Annotated in this window: 19 protein-coding genes; all 19 read right to left on the reverse strand. The window is 37.9% G+C overall.

What is annotated here, in order from left to right:
* Positions 1-12 precede the first annotated feature (12 nt).
* Positions 13-609 carry a 6-pyruvoyl trahydropterin synthase family protein gene (locus NE363_RS10250; protein ID WP_134261626.1) on the reverse strand — a complete coding sequence of 199 codons (597 nt, stop codon included), beginning with the start codon at positions 607-609 and terminating at the stop codon, positions 13-15.
* 229 nt (positions 610-838) lie between these two features.
* Complete coding sequence (gspK, locus tag NE363_RS10255; RefSeq protein ID WP_134261625.1) at positions 839-1,798, reverse strand: type II secretion system minor pseudopilin GspK; 960 nt, start codon at positions 1,796-1,798, stop codon at positions 839-841.
* Positions 1,798-2,613 (reverse strand): type II secretion system minor pseudopilin GspJ, encoded by an 816-nt coding sequence (gene gspJ / locus NE363_RS10260; RefSeq protein WP_134261624.1) that lies wholly within the window; start codon positions 2,611-2,613, stop codon positions 1,798-1,800. The genes gspK and gspJ overlap by 1 nt, the downstream gene beginning before the upstream one ends.
* Positions 2,613-2,993: a type II secretion system minor pseudopilin GspI gene (gene gspI, locus NE363_RS10265; RefSeq protein ID WP_019458993.1), complete on the reverse strand. Its 381-nt coding sequence runs from the start codon at positions 2,991-2,993 to the stop codon at positions 2,613-2,615. The genes gspJ and gspI overlap by 1 nt, the downstream gene beginning before the upstream one ends.
* Entirely contained in the window at positions 2,983-3,534 is a 552-nt protein-coding gene (locus tag NE363_RS10270) for a type II secretion system protein (RefSeq protein ID WP_004701984.1), read from the reverse strand. The genes gspI and NE363_RS10270 overlap by 11 nt, the downstream gene beginning before the upstream one ends.
* Positions 3,535-3,543: 9 nt before the next feature.
* On the reverse strand, positions 3,544-4,152 hold the full coding sequence (locus tag NE363_RS10275) for a TetR/AcrR family transcriptional regulator (RefSeq protein WP_134261751.1): 609 nt from the start codon (positions 4,150-4,152) through the stop codon (positions 3,544-3,546).
* Between the two features lie 37 nt (positions 4,153-4,189).
* Entirely contained in the window at positions 4,190-4,963 is a 774-nt protein-coding gene (locus NE363_RS10280; protein ID WP_134261623.1) for a TatD family hydrolase, read from the reverse strand.
* 17 nt (positions 4,964-4,980) lie between these two features.
* Complete coding sequence (locus NE363_RS10285) at positions 4,981-5,322, reverse strand: PilZ domain-containing protein (RefSeq protein WP_001183024.1); 342 nt, start codon at positions 5,320-5,322, stop codon at positions 4,981-4,983.
* 12 nt (positions 5,323-5,334) lie between these two features.
* Positions 5,335-6,315: a DNA polymerase III subunit delta' gene (locus NE363_RS10290; protein WP_134261622.1), complete on the reverse strand. Its 981-nt coding sequence runs from the start codon at positions 6,313-6,315 to the stop codon at positions 5,335-5,337.
* Between the two features lie 11 nt (positions 6,316-6,326).
* Complete coding sequence (gene kdsB / locus NE363_RS10295) at positions 6,327-7,088, reverse strand: 3-deoxy-manno-octulosonate cytidylyltransferase (protein ID WP_134261621.1); 762 nt, start codon at positions 7,086-7,088, stop codon at positions 6,327-6,329.
* Between the two features lie 9 nt (positions 7,089-7,097).
* Complete coding sequence (gene lpxK / locus NE363_RS10300) at positions 7,098-8,108, reverse strand: tetraacyldisaccharide 4'-kinase (protein ID WP_445534976.1); 1,011 nt, start codon at positions 8,106-8,108, stop codon at positions 7,098-7,100.
* Between the two features lie 2 nt (positions 8,109-8,110).
* A complete protein-coding gene (msbA, locus tag NE363_RS10305; protein ID WP_445534977.1) occupies positions 8,111-9,838 on the reverse strand; it encodes a lipid A export permease/ATP-binding protein MsbA in 1,728 nt (575 codons plus the stop codon).
* Positions 9,835-10,263, reverse strand: coding sequence for an ExbD/TolR family protein (locus NE363_RS10310; RefSeq protein WP_004701995.1), 429 nt, complete (start codon positions 10,261-10,263; stop codon positions 9,835-9,837). The genes msbA and NE363_RS10310 overlap by 4 nt, the downstream gene beginning before the upstream one ends.
* 15 nt (positions 10,264-10,278) lie before the next feature.
* Positions 10,279-10,914 carry a MotA/TolQ/ExbB proton channel family protein gene (locus NE363_RS10315; protein ID WP_445534978.1) on the reverse strand — a complete coding sequence of 212 codons (636 nt, stop codon included), beginning with the start codon at positions 10,912-10,914 and terminating at the stop codon, positions 10,279-10,281.
* Between the two features lie 49 nt (positions 10,915-10,963).
* Positions 10,964-11,851 (reverse strand): ParB/RepB/Spo0J family partition protein, encoded by an 888-nt coding sequence (locus NE363_RS10320; RefSeq protein ID WP_049063485.1) that lies wholly within the window; start codon positions 11,849-11,851, stop codon positions 10,964-10,966.
* Positions 11,848-12,630, reverse strand: coding sequence for a ParA family protein (locus tag NE363_RS10325; protein WP_004702001.1), 783 nt, complete (start codon positions 12,628-12,630; stop codon positions 11,848-11,850). The genes NE363_RS10320 and NE363_RS10325 overlap by 4 nt, the downstream gene beginning before the upstream one ends.
* 21 nt (positions 12,631-12,651) lie before the next feature.
* Positions 12,652-13,284, reverse strand: coding sequence for a 16S rRNA (guanine(527)-N(7))-methyltransferase RsmG (gene rsmG, locus NE363_RS10330; protein ID WP_019458985.1), 633 nt, complete (start codon positions 13,282-13,284; stop codon positions 12,652-12,654).
* Between the two features lie 87 nt (positions 13,285-13,371).
* Positions 13,372-14,061: an N-acetylmuramate alpha-1-phosphate uridylyltransferase MurU gene (gene murU, locus NE363_RS10335; RefSeq protein WP_445534979.1), complete on the reverse strand. Its 690-nt coding sequence runs from the start codon at positions 14,059-14,061 to the stop codon at positions 13,372-13,374.
* On the reverse strand, positions 14,061-15,074 hold the full coding sequence (locus NE363_RS10340) for an aminoglycoside phosphotransferase family protein (RefSeq protein ID WP_191000194.1): 1,014 nt from the start codon (positions 15,072-15,074) through the stop codon (positions 14,061-14,063). Before NE363_RS10340 ends, murU begins: the two co-directional genes overlap by 1 nt.
* Between the last annotated feature and the right edge of the window lie 27 nt (positions 15,075-15,101).

Consider the following 15,101-nt stretch of genomic DNA (forward strand, 5'->3'; position numbering starts at 1 on the left):
AAGGAAGTTAACTTAAACTTCTACTTGTAAGTTAACATGCGGATTATGAAATTTAACTCCTTGTTTTAAATTTTCATACATTTGTGGATCATTCCACTCAGATTGAACTTGTTCTGAAAAAACAATTCCTTCAAGGTTTAACAAACCCATTTGCTCATTTTGAATATCTTCAAGGAAACTTTGGGCATATCCCGTATCAGTTTCATGAACAATCACTGAATAAACTTCAACATCGCCTTCCCCATTTTGGGTAACGGTCGATTGTAATACTTGCTGAGCTAAGAAAAAGAAGATACGAGAAAATTGCTCGGCAGATGGAGACACTGGTAAAGAAATCCAACGTGCACTAAAAGTCTTACAAGCATCGATATATTGAGGATCATCTTTTTCCCAGAAACAAATCGCATGATCAAAACTATCAAAAAGATCCTTAATTACACCTTTTAACAGTCCAAAATCATATACCATTTGTCCATGATCTAATTTCGAAGCTTTAAGTAATAACTCGACTTTATAACTATGCCCATGAATCGATCGCTTACAACGATCCGATGTACAGTTACGTACAACATGTGCATTTTCAAACTTAAATAACTTACGAATTAACATGTGCCAAATCGATCATTCCTTCTAAGAACATTATTATAAAGCAAAAGACAAAAACTTCGCACCACTTTTCAAATAGAAACAATTAGCAAAAAGTATGATAAGAGATGTGAAGGAATTTTGAAGATATTGATTTTTACTTTAAATACTGTCTATGCAGAAATATGACCCCATCCCTTTTATTAATAAGTTTCAAGTATTACAGACTCAAAAAAAATATCAATAAATTTATTCAGTTAAATGGAGCCAAGCTTCTGGAATATACATATACTTGCTTGTCTTTTCGCATTAAAGCACTTGTAAACTGACGCTTTCTATTGTTTAGAACAACTTCAATTTGAGCTTGAAAGAAGTTGGATTTAACATCAATAAGACCACTTGCCTGCTTTTTCTTCTCACTATCAACCGCTGAAAAAGCATTCAATTGCCAAAGTTCATCAACATTTTGAAAGAACTTTAAGTTTTGCTGTCGTGCTTGTAATTCTTTTTCTATAGTTCCCACATCTAGTTTTTCATCAATACTTGCTAAAACCAATGGTGAAGCAGTATTAATATTTAACTTCGTATTTTCAGGTAAGGCAGAAATATATGGAGAGATAAGGTCATATTTTTTACCTTCAAAGCCTCTGACCAGCTTTAACTCTTCAATACGATGAAATTTAGTATTTGCAGCCATATAGCTTGGATCTAAACCTTGATAATAACTACTTTCTGCTCCCATTGGTCCAGCTGGTTCATCATTTGGGTCTTGCCAATCAATCACAGCTTGACTCAACTCAGCGGGTAAACCTAGTCGTACAAGCAAACGCTCGAACCAATTTTTAGCATCTTCATTGACAGCACCTTCCCCGTTGGTCAAATTATTTAGATTAAACTTCCCCGACTCATCAAGTAAACGCCCTGAGACAGAACCATCTTCTACTGGAAACGGTGGCATAGGTTGCGCCCATGTTTCCTTTAAATGATCCACTCCACCAGCATTATTTGCATCTTGAATTAATAATTCCGAAAAAAAAGCTTCTGCACTTTTTGCATAGAGCAAAGATTGATTTTGCCGCATTAAGTAAGCTGTATTTTCCATAGTATTATTTTGATGCTTGGCAATTGAAGCAGCTAAAATTGTAGCCAAGGCGACCATAATAAGTATTGTCAATAAAGCCACGCCCTGTTGGTGCTTATAACGAATAACCATTATGAACCACCTTGCTGAGAAAGTGCTAAGTTGCTTTGATTTAAGCTATAAATCCATTCATAACTTACTCCTGCAACTGTAACTTGGATTTTTATTCCTTTCGGTAATTTTTTTAACTCGTTAGGTTTTGTTGGATCAATATTAACTTCGGGCCATTTTGTTACTTCTTGCGGAGTTAAGACCATAACCTGATATTGGTCAACTTGACTTAGTAAGGTACTTGATAAAGGTTGCTCGTTATTCGAAGTATTTAAATTTGTATATTTAAGACGATAAAGTTTTTTTTGGTCAGCATCATAACGATATTCAATTCGTTCAAATGGTGATAAACCCTGTTTTAAAGGATCAGTTACGCCTGCTTTGCTAAAACGTAAAATTTGATTATCGATTTCTAAAGCTGGATGAAGTTGCCCCCCTTGATTTGCAGATAAAGGAATAATTTGCAGAGTATCACGAAGAATTTGTTGATAAGCATCTTGTAATTCAAATAAATGCACTTCATGTTCAGCGTTACGATCACGAACCTTGAGCAAATAATCGAATATTTTCCACCCCAATAAAGATAAAACCGCGAAAATAGCAATCGCAACCAATAACTCAACCAACGTAAATCCTGAGGCGCGAGCTAATCGAGCACTGCTCGATCGCGCCGCAAGATGAGAAATAGTGTTTCGAGTGTGAGAATCACTAAAACAGCGCTTTGTCTGAGCGTAAGACGAAGAGCTATGCTCTGAGTAGTCAGTCGACACAATACTTGATCGTGCCGTAAGACGTGAAACTTTGCTTCGGGTGCAAAAGTACTTATTTTTTATCATTATTTTGCTTTCACTGGATAATTAAAAAAGACCATATGAGTAATACCGTTTTGTACTTTTCCCTTATCCGGATCATATAAGCTAATTTGTACATCAATTTTTTGAACATTAGGGCTAACAGTCGATTCAGCTGATTTATCAATCTGCCAAGTCTCACCTTGAGAGGTTACTTGCTTACTTTGAGTGCCCTGCAACCACTCTTGGTTAATCTCCATCATAGCAATTTCATTCATTGCTACAAATTGAGCTTTAGTTCGTAAAATCGCATTAGAGGTAGACTGAGTGTACTGCATAGCCACTTTAGTTAAAGCGACAGCTGCTACAGCAAAGATTGCCAAAGCAACCATAACTTCTAAGAGGGTAAAGCCTTTAGATTTCATTAATTTTACCCAAATGATCTATTTGTATTTCTGAACCAATCGGTTTTTGTTCTAAATAAAATTGTATTTTTACAGTCTTGGCTTCGCCATTGCCAAACCAAATGAGTTGAGGCGTTTGCCCTCCCACTAAATCGGTATTTTTAGCTTTAGAATAATTCTGCCCATCTATCGGTTGCACAGAGAAAGATACATGCGTAGGAAGTTGTCGTGTTTTAAACTCAGCATATTTCTGCCATTGGTTTTTTATATCTTGTACTTGCAAGGTACTTTGATCGTGATATTCGTATAATTCATAAGAAAATGGTGAGACATCTGTCTCACCATGAGTTTCTAAAGCTAATACACGCGATTGATCAAGTGATTCTTTATTAATTTTCTGCAAATCTAATAAAAATAACTCTCGTGCCTGCATTGCCTTCTTTTGGTCTATACCACCGATATTCAATACAACAAGTGAGGTCATAATTGTCATAATCACGATGACCACCATCACTTCTATGAGGGTAAAGCCTTTTTGTGATTGAAATGATTTCGATTTCATATCGACCTATTAAGCGTATTGCTCAATTGCTTGTTTCGGTAAGGCCAATGCCTGATCAATATAAGCTACCCTTAAAGTATCTCTTGAACCCAAATAACGTTGGTAAAAACTTGAGTTCAGAATTGCAGCAGCTCCATGAGTGAGCGACCAGATTGAAGCCAAGTAATCGCGCGTACTCATATGACTTTGAATTGACTCCAAATAATGATCAGTCATACGAATAATGATACGTAAGCGCTGTTTTCTTACCTGATACAACTCATTAAAAAGATGGTGTACACCTTGAGCAGTAATCGAAAGCTTTTCTTCAATTTGATGAAACAATACAGTTCGTTCTGGATGGTGCAAATGGTGCAACATAAAGAAAGCCAAATGCTCTGGAAAAGCTTTTTCAGTGTCTTGAACCATTTCAAGTAGCATGCGCTCATTACGAATAATTAACAGCATGTACAATTCATCTTTACTTTGAAAATGTTTATACAAGGTACCTTTTGCCAAATCAAGCTCAGCAGCCAGCACATCAAGTGTCATTCCGGCTTCGCCATTTTCTAACAACAACTGTTCCGCAACTTGAAATATTAATGCTTCTCTTGCTCGGAACTGAGCTTGACGGTCCATCTTCACGCAATTACTCTCTTTATATAGTTTCTATAAGTTAAATCGCTTTGAGTAAATTTTCGAAATTTTGCGAGGTGATTCTTGCAATTTCCTCAACCGATTTATCATATACCTCACTAAGTGCTTTCGCTACATAGGGCACGTATTTTGGTTCATTTGTTTTACCACGATATGGCACTGGAGCCAAATAAGGGCTATCTGTTTCAATTAAAAGTCGATCTAAAGGCACTTGCTTGGCAACATCTCGTAAATCTTGCGCATTTTTAAATGAAACAATCCCTGAAAAGGAAATATAGTAACCGCAGTCTAATACGTCTTTTGCTGTTTCCCAGTCTTCAGTAAAACAGTGCAAAATACCATGTGAAGATTGTTCAGCTCGAATAATATCCACCGTGTCATGTTTGGCTGAACGTGTATGAACAACTACTGGCTTTTTGACATTTTTAGAGGCTTGAATATGCCGAGCAAAACAAGCCTTTTGCTCATTAATAAAGTCAGTGCTGTGGTAATAATCTAAACCTGTCTCGCCTAAAGCCCACACTTTTTCTGATTGGGCTAACTCAGTCAAATACTCAGTCGTTGCTCGGGCCATGGTATCTACATCCTCACATGGATGTACACCTACTGTATACCCAACATCTTCATGACGCTTTGCGATTTCAGCTAAAGCAATGTGATCATCAAGGTCAACTGAAATTGCCATAAACTTAGAAACACCTTCTGCTCGTGCAGCAGCAAGTGCAAGATTTAAATCACCGTTATATGGTGTTAAATCCAACATGGTTAAATGGCAATGGGTATCAACAAACACTGTTCTTTCCTATCTACTTACATGGTATAACTTGGACGATCTAAAGACATACTACCAGCTAAAATCCGTTCAGCCTCAGCTTTATAGTAAATACCTTTATCGCCACTCAATTGAATTGCGAAGCCTTGCGGCTTAAAGCCACTTTGCTTATGTGAAATCCACACCACTTTACCAGTTAAAGGAATTTTTTGTGATTGTTCTGGTAACGTAGCTAAAATAAAAATTTCTTGACCCATCTTCACTTTTTGCTTTGATGGCACAAATAAGCCCCCACCTTGCACATACCCCATATAGCTTGCTTGTAAGGTTGCTCTATCAGGAATATTAACCTGAATAATTCCACCCATTTGTGGTTGCATTATAGTTTCCCCTTAAACGTTCATTAATTTTATAAAAAGTTGATCTGTGATGAGTTGTGTTTGTACATTTTGTTCAACCAATCTTTTGGATTGCTGTAATTCCTCATAAAGACTGAATAAGCTTTCTAAATTATAGTTTTGTGCTAATTGATCAAATTGTAAATCAATATTTTTTTGTGGTTGATTGAGCTTGACACAAATTAAATCCCCTAACAAGTATTCAAGAAGCATCATAAAATCATTAAAGTTGAGCTCTTTCTGCCACTTAGCTGAATAAAATAAAGGCATATTTTTTTGGTTTACAACTTTCGTCCAGTCTTCTAAAAAAGACTGTCTTTTCGCAAACCAATCACTAGTAGCAATTTCGACTGCTTGCAAAGGCATATCATTGGAAAGACCTAACAATAATTCAGGTGGCACTGACGCAATTTCAGCCAAATGCTCATTTAGATAAGTTGTTGCCTGCTCATATGAAATACGGTCTAAAGCAAAATGCTGTAAACGACTTCGAATGGTAGCTGGTAATTTCAAATAGTGATCAGCCAACAAAATTAAAACAACACGCTCACCGGGTTCTTCTAAAGTTTTTAACAGTGCATTTGATGATGCAAGATTTAAAGCTTCGGCTGGTTCAATAACAATAACACGCCATCCTTCACCAGTTTGCTGGACAAATGGCAATAGATCTCGAATTTTTTCTATTTTAATTTTTGCATTCTGTTTTTTATTTTCTTCATCAGTCGTGATATGAACATAGTTTGGGTGCGTATCTGACTTTAGCCATTGACAACTACTACATTCACCACAAGCACCGTGAGGTTGTTTATTTAAACAAAGTACCCACGCTAAGAAATGCTTAGCAAAAGCATGCTTGCCACAACCTTGTTTACCATAAAATAATAAGCCATGCCCAATATTGGGAAAACGTGTTGTTAACGTTTCCCACATTGTCTGTTGCCACGGATAAACCTTAGAAGTCACATTCTGATTCATTAAATTAACACTTACTCAAAAGACTCAACAGGCATATTATTTAGGCGGTCAAGATCTGCTTGGGTGTCAACACCTGGCGGTAAATTCGCTTCTGCTACAGCAATAGCAATACGATGTCCGTTTTCTAAAACACGTAATTGCTCAAGACTCTCTAGCTTTTCAAGTTTACCCATGTCCCATGTAACATATTCTTGTAACAAGTTCACACGATAAGCGTATAAACCTAAATGACGAAATGCTTGACTATGTAAAGTTGATTCAGCTTGTTTAGCACCATCCCGATCATAAGGAATAGTTGCACGACTAAAGTACAAAGCTTCATTTTGATTAGACATGACCACTTTCACAATGCTGTCACGCTGAAACTCATCTAAAGCATAAATAGGCTCACATAATGTGGACATTGAGCAATTTGGTTTTTCAACTAGAAGCTTAGCAACCTGCTGAACAAGTTGAGCTGGCAGTAAAGGCTCATCACCTTGTACATTTACAATAATGTCATCCGCATCCCAACCTTTAATACGAGCAACTTCACTTAAACGGTCTGTTCCCGATGGATGTTCAGCACTTGTTAAAACAACATCAACGCCCTCTGCACGGCATATTTCAGCAATACGGTCATCATCGGTTGCTACACACAGATCATCGAAACCTTCAACTTTCTTTGCCTGATCTACTACGCGTAAAATCATAGGACGATCATGAATAAGTAACAATGGCTTACCTGGCAAACGCGAGCTTGAGAAGCGTGCTGGAATAACGATGTGTTTCATTTTTTCTTCCTAAGATATTTGAATATCAAGCTTTTGCAATTGCTGATTTAAAACCTGATAGCATTCTTCAGACAAAACAGCTTTAACAGGTACGACCCAAATAGGCCGTTTAAATTCTGGATGCTTTTCGAGTAACGGTAACAACTTAACTGCATCTTTTTCAGTCGTAATGATAGGTTGGTCATCATTAAATACAAGGTCATCAATAACGTAATCATGATGATCACGAAAAGCATGCTCTTGAAATTGGTTTATACCTAAACCTTTAAGTGTTTGGTAAAAGCGCTGAGGAAAACCAATACCAACTACTGCATGGTAATTATTTTGGGTATTAAATGATAACTCAATTGCTGAAGAAACATTCAACAAGTAAGGTTGGCCTGCATCCAAATGCATATGCATTGCTGTTGAAGGGACAGATGCATGTTCGATTACTGTACCCGTTTTTAAACGTTCAGCAGGTTCACGCAAATAGCCTTCTGGTAATAACTTTCTATTTCCAAGGCCACGATTTTGATCAAGCACAATCCATTCTATTTGACGACCTAATGCCCAATGTTGCAAACCATCATCACTAATAATTAAATCTAGTTTTGTTGATGCTAATAATAACTCGGTTGCTGCTTGTCTATTGGGCCCTACAGCCATAGGAACGCCTGTTGACTGTACAATTAAAGCAGGTTCATCTCCTGCTTCAGCTGCCTGACTGGCTGATGTCACCAACATAGGAAAAGGACCAGCTCCACCATAACCCCGACTAATTACCCCTACTCTTACGTTATGTTGTTTCAGGTAGTTAACCAGTTCTATTAATAATGGCGTTTTGCCACTACCTCCCACTGTAATATTTCCAATCACCATGACCGGTACAGGCGCGTCATAGATTTTTTTTAAACCTGAATTATAAAAATGACGATTCAATAAAAACCCAACACGATACAAACATGATAATGGACGCAAAACAACCAACCAATTTGATTGTTTATTCCATGCATTTTGTATCAGCTGGGCTAAAGACATACTTAGTTGTCCTCAAAATTACGCTGATGTAATTGATGATAAGCACCCTGTTTAGCAAGTAATTCTTGATGAGTACCTTGTTCAACAATTTGTCCACGATCTAACACAACAATACGATCTGCATTTTCAATTGTTGATAAACGATGCGCAATCACAATCGTTGTACGATCTTGCATCGCTTCATCAAATGCCTGTTGAATAAAGTGCTCAGATTCATTATCAAGCGCACTTGTCGCTTCATCTAAAATAAGAATTGGCGCATTTTTCAAAATTGCACGAGCAATTGCTATACGTTGACGTTGACCACCAGACAAGTTTAAGCCTTGAGCACCTAAGACAGTATCGTAGCCATTTGGTAAGTTCATAATAAAGTCATGGGCGTAAGCGGCTTTTGCTGCCGCTACCACTTGTTCATCACTTGCATCATGTAACTGACCATAAGCGATATTTTCACGTACTGTTCGGTTAAACAAAACAACTTGCTGATTTACCATTGCAATTTGCGTGCGCAAACTTGAAAGTTCAATATCACGTATTGGTAAATCATCTAAATAAATTTGACCACTTGAGACTTCTTGGAAACGCACCAACATGTTCACTAAAGAGGTTTTACCAGCACCAGAGCGCCCTACCAATGCAACAGTTTCCCCTGGGCGAATGTTCAAAGAGAAATCCTTAATCGCCTGAGTACCATCCGCATAGTTAAGTACAACATGGTCAAAACGAATTGCACCTTGCAACTTAGGTTGAAGTTGACCGCTGTTTTCTTCTTCCGGTAAATCTAATAGCTCAAAAACGGAATGTGCTGCTGCTAAACCACGCTGCAACTTCTCATTGACATCAGTTAAGTTTTTGACAGGTTTAGAAAGTAAGCCAGCCGCTGTAATATACGCGACAAACTCACCAGCACTTGTATTACCTAAAATTTGTGGTCTTAAAGCCAACCATACAATAAGAGCCATTGCGCAAGCCATGACCACTTGAACAACGGGACTATTCAGGTTTTGTACAATCACCATTTTTAAACCGCGTTTTAAGTTCTCTTCAGATGACTTATAAAAACGCTCTTGTTCTGACTCTTCACCTGCGAAACTTTTAACAACTGCACTACCACTAATGCTTTCTTGCACTACATGGTTGACATCACCCATAGTGTCTTGCACTTGCAATGAAAGTTTGCGCATTCTTTTTGATGCTCTACGTACCAAAACACCAATAATAGGTAGGAAAACCATGATACAAATAGTCAAACGCCAATTTGTATAAAACAAATAACCTAACAATCCCAAAGTAATCATGCCATCTCGAACGATGGTTTTTAAGGATTCAGATGAAGCAGCCGTCAGCTGTTCAACGTTATACATAATTTTGGCTGTAATGTGTCCCGAAGAGTTATCGAGATAATACTGGGCTGGCAATCTTAAAAGTTTTGCATAAACCTCTTGGCGAATGCTAAAAACTAAACTACGAGATATAACAGCAGTATAGTAGCCACCCATAAATAGGCCAAGGCCACGGAAAAATACTAATAAAATAATTAGTAAAGGGAACCAATCCAGATCCGCTCTACTCGAATTTTGAATTGCATCAATAATGAATTTAATGAGCTTAGCAACTGAAACCTCTGTTGCTGAGTTCATACCGAATCCGATAAGAACTAATAAGGCCACGCGCCAATAAGGTTTTAAATAAGATATGAGACGCAAATAAACCTTAAAATCTTGATTCACTCAGAAAAACCTCTAGAAGGAACTTTGGTACTAATATTGATGTTAACAAAACCGAGTTGTCCTGCTACATCCATAACACGAATAACATCCTGATGAGACGCTTTTGCATCAGCAGCAATGATAAACATAAAATCACGGCGCTCTTGAGCAATTTGCTTAATTGCAGTACTCAAATCAGCTATATCTTTTGTAGACAATGCCTGACCGTTAACAGCGTAATGACCGCTAGAGTCTACCACGACTTCAATTTTATGATCGTACTGTTTTGGTGGGACGCCTTGCGCATCTGGTAATGTTAAATTGATACGACTGGGCTGGTTAAAAGTAGTAGATAACAATAGAAACACTAAAATAAACAACAAACAGTCAATCATCGGCGTCAGATTGATATGAATATCTTCAACTTGAGAACGTTTAAACTTCATATTGTTCCCTATCCATCAACCAACACGACGGTGTTCTTGAGCAACAGAAGAGCGTTTGTAAAACAGTGATGCGTGAAAGAGTGTAGACTGCTGCTCTAATTCCGCAATGTAGTTTTGCACTACTCTTTGAAAATAGCGATATGAAATAAGAGCAGGAATTGCAATGAGCATACCAACGGCGGTCGTAATTAGGGCTTTTGAAATACCCGGAATCATTAGACTTGGACTACCTGCCGAACCAAAATCAATCACTAAAAAAGACTCAATAATCCCTACAACTGTCCCAAGCAAGCCAAGTAATGGTGCAATCGCACTCAAAGTTCCCAAGAAGTTAATATTTTTTTCTAAATAAGAAATTTCTTGAGAAGCCATTGCTTCCATTTGTGCTCGAGCAAATTGCTCACCATGCTCCTGATGCTCAAAACCAGCTTTTAGAATATTTCCTAATGCTGTGTTTTGGGCAGCAATATCCTGCTCCAAATTTGTGATGATATGAGAAACATCTGCACTACCATCACTCATCAGTAATTTGGGCAAAACTTGTGAACGTTTTAAACGTATAAAACGCTCAATACTAATAGCGACCGTTAAAATTGAACACAAAATTAAAGGCAGCATTAACCAGCCGCCCGCTTTCACAAGTTCCCACATATTTTCTTCCCCAAGAATATAAATTAGAAATATATGACCTAACTTAGAATTACTCTGGCAAACAAATATTCAAAATACCATCTAACTCATCGAGTGAATGATAATGAATAACAAGCTTACCTTTACCTTTCTGGTTATGATCAATTTTAACATTGGCACCAAATCGCTCAGATAATTTTTGCGTTAATTGCTCAATGTCTGGTGCAACAGGAGTTTTTTCTTTTTCCTGTTTAGGCTCATTCCAATCGCGCACTAACTGTTCAGTCTGACGAACAGATAATCCTTTTTCGATAACAATTTTGGCAACTTCAAGCTGCTCTTTGCCTTTTAAAGTCAAAATGGCACGAGCATGCCCCATATCAAGCTGGCCCTGTTGCATAAACTCTTTAATATCATCAGCCAAGCTTAATAAACGCAGTAAATTACTCACCGTTGTTCTTGCTTTACCGACAGTATCAGCGATTTCCTGATGACTTAAACCAAACTCATCATGAAAACGTTGCAGTGCTAAGGCTTGATCAATAGGGTTTAAATCTTGACGCTGAATGTTTTCAATCAGTGCTAAAGCAATGGCAACTTGGTCATTTAAATCACGAACAATTGCAGGAATTTCAGTTAAACCGGCAATTTGTGCAGCACGCCAACGACGCTCACCTGCAATGATTTCGTAAGGATGAGCTTCATCATCTACAGGGCGGATAACGATTGGCTGCATTACCCCATGCTTTTCAATAGATGATGCTAACTCTTGCAAATCATGTTCATGAATAAAACGACGTGGCTGATATTCACCACGTTTCAATAAATTCACATCAATTTGCTTTAATTGACCATGATCAAGCGCTTGAGCTTCGAGTTGTAATTTTTCTTTTTGAATTGAACCAAGTAATGCATCTAAACCACGTCCTTTCGCCAATCCGCGTTTTTTGATGCTCATACTTTACTTCCTTTCTTCACTTTACTTTTCTTTAACATCTCAGCTGCAAGATTTAAGTATGCAACTGCACCTTTAGAACTTTTCTCAAAATAGATAACTGGTAAACCATGTGCAGGCGCTTCCGCCAATCGAACGTTACGTGGAATCACGGTATCGTAGAGTTTTTTACCAAAAAACTGCTCCAACTCAGCTGACACATCACGTGTCAAAGCATTACGTGCATCATACATAGTACGTAACACACCAATGATTTCTAAATCAGGATTTAAAGCTTTTTGAATACGATCGATAGTTTGAGTTAAATCTGCCAAACCTTCTAATGCGTAGTACTCACATTGCATAGGAATGATTACACTATCTACCGCCGCTAACGCATTCACTGTAATTAAACTTAAGCTAGGTGCACAGTCAACAATAATGTAATCAAATGAATTTCTGATTTCATTTAGTGCATTCTTTAAAATGAATTCACGTCCTTCTTGTTCCGCAATTGCCAACTCAACGCCTGAAAGCTCACGGTTCGCGCCTAAAACCTTATATCCAACCTCTGCCTTTTGAATTGCTGTTTCGATTGGAACTTCACCCAATAAAACATCAGTAATTGAATAAAGCAGATCATTCTTTTGAATTCCAGACCCCATCGTTGCATTACCTTGCGAATCTATATCGACAAGTAACACACGTTTTTTCAATACAGCTAGTGACGCTGCAAGATTTACTGCAGTCGTTGTTTTACCAACACCACCTTTTTGGTTTGCAATCGCAATAATTTGAGCCATGGTAACCCTAATACTTTTTATTTAAATTCGTTGAAGTAAAAGTAAATGACGTTGTTCATCAAGTCTTGGTACATGCAGTTCAATTACTTTACATGAAAACTCCTGCTTAAGCTCTTCCATTTCTTCAAATGGAATGAGTCCTTTCATTGCAGCAATTATGCTCTGCTCATGTAAATATGGACGCGCAGCATCAACAAAATCAGTTAGTGATGCAAATGCACGACTTGTAATCACATCGAACTGACCAAGCTCATCAATTGTTTCTTGATTTTCAACACGTGTTTGCACAGCTACTACGTTTTTAAGCTTAAGGTCAGCAATAAACTGTTTCAAAAAGCGAATTTTCTTACCATTTGAATCAAGCAATACACAAGAACGTTCAGGCTGACATAAAGCAATGATCATGCCTGGCATGCCACCACCTGTACCTACATCTAGCAAGCGCCCTGCTGGTAAGTCTTTCAAAATACTTAGGCTATCTAACAAATGCTTCACTAACATTTCTTTCGGATCACGAATCGCTGTTAGATTATAAGCTTTGTTCCAAAGTACCAAAGCATCTTGATACTTTAACAATAACGCCAAAGCTTCATCGCTAAGCGATAAACCTAATTTTTGACTACCCTGTTGTAACTCTTGAAAAAACGGATGCATAAACAGATAACATCTAAGTAAAATTTAAAACAAAGTATACCCATTTATGCATCGTGGAACACTATTTAACGATTAGGGATTACGCAGTTAATCGTAGAAGCCTTCACGAATTTGCAAATCTAGCTCCATTAAGCGCTCTGGCGTCCCTACATCCACCCATGCACCTTTAAGCTTTTCAGCGGATACCTTTTGATTTTGCATTGATTGCTTCAATAGCGGAGCTAAAGGACGTTTACCAGGTTCCAATCCATCAAAAAGCTTAGGATGAATAACAGACACACCACTAAAAGTTAGATTCTCACCCTTCACATCCTGATCGAATGCAAAAGCGCGCCCATCCAATAATGTAAAGTCGCCTTCAGGATGTTGTTTAGGATTATCAACCAATACAAGGTGTGCTAAATCATCATTTAGGTTAATATCGCGCAGAGCTTCAAAATCCAACGTGGTCCAAACATCACCATTCACTAGAATAAAAGGATCCGTTCCAAGTAGTGGCAAAGCATTAATAATGCCGCCAGCTGTTTCAAGGCCTTCTTCTTCTCGTGTCCAACGGATGTCCACACCAAATTGAGAACCATCTCCTAAACTACTAATCAGCTTATCAGCCAACCACGCCGAATTGATGACTATTTCAGTCACACCAGTTTTTTTGAGTTTCTCAATATGCCATACAATAAGTGGCTTACCGCCTACCTCAAGCAGAGGCTTTGGCGTATATAGCGTGAGTGGACGCATACGATTACCCAAACCTGCAGCAAGAATCATTGCTTTCATTATGCTGCTACCTCATAGCTACCATATTTCTCGATAAACTTAGGCATCACTATGTTATTTACAAATGACATGAATTCTTCAAGCTCAGCGTAACCACGACTTTCCTCAAGTAAATACCACATCACTCGCGGTAAATCTTTTAGGTATCCAGACTTACCATCTCGCTCGAATAAGCGGACAAAAATACCCAAAATTTTGATATGGCGTTGAATTGCCATTAAATCAGCATCACGTTTAAATTGCTCAAAACTTCGGTTTTGTTTAGCAGAGGCTGGTAAAAGCTCATAGAAAACTTTAAACCATTGATAAACATGCTCAGCGTTCCACTGCACATATGCATCACGTGTAATCGAGATTAAATCATAGGTATCGGCACCAATAACCGCGTCTTGGAAATCGATTACACCCAATTCGTCTTCGCTTGCAATCTTCATCAAATTACGGCTATGAAAATCGCGATGTACAATAACCTGAGGTTGAGCTAGTGCTGATTGAGCCAAAAAATCAAAAGCATTATCAATAATTTTCTTTTGCTCAGCCGTTGGATGAATTCCAAGTGATGGCAACATCCAGTCTGTCAATAAGTGCATTTCTGACATTAACTTTTCATAAGAATAAGCTGGAAAATTGTCAGTGCCATTAATCGATTGCAAATGAACGAGCTGCTTAAAGCTTTGTTCATAATACTGATCTACTGTCTCATCATTTAATAATGTAGATAACAGCACATCCCCAAAGTCTTCTAACAAAAGAAAACCTTGAGTAAGATCCTTTGCAATAATTTGGGGTACCCGAACTCCATTACCCGCAAAAAACTCGTCAATCGTCACAAACGGAACACAGTCTTCTTTTTCAGGAGGCGCATCCATAAGCATATATGTTTTATTTTGTAACTGAATGCGAGCATAACGGCGGAAGCTCGCATCACCTGCTAAAAAAGCGATCTGAAATTGATCATTTTCAAGAACAGATGTAAGCCATGTATGTATCAATTGTTCACGTTGTGTATTCATTTGCAATAAAATCTAAAACAAGCTGAG

The sequence above is a fragment of the Acinetobacter sp. G18 genome (assembly GCF_052660225.1).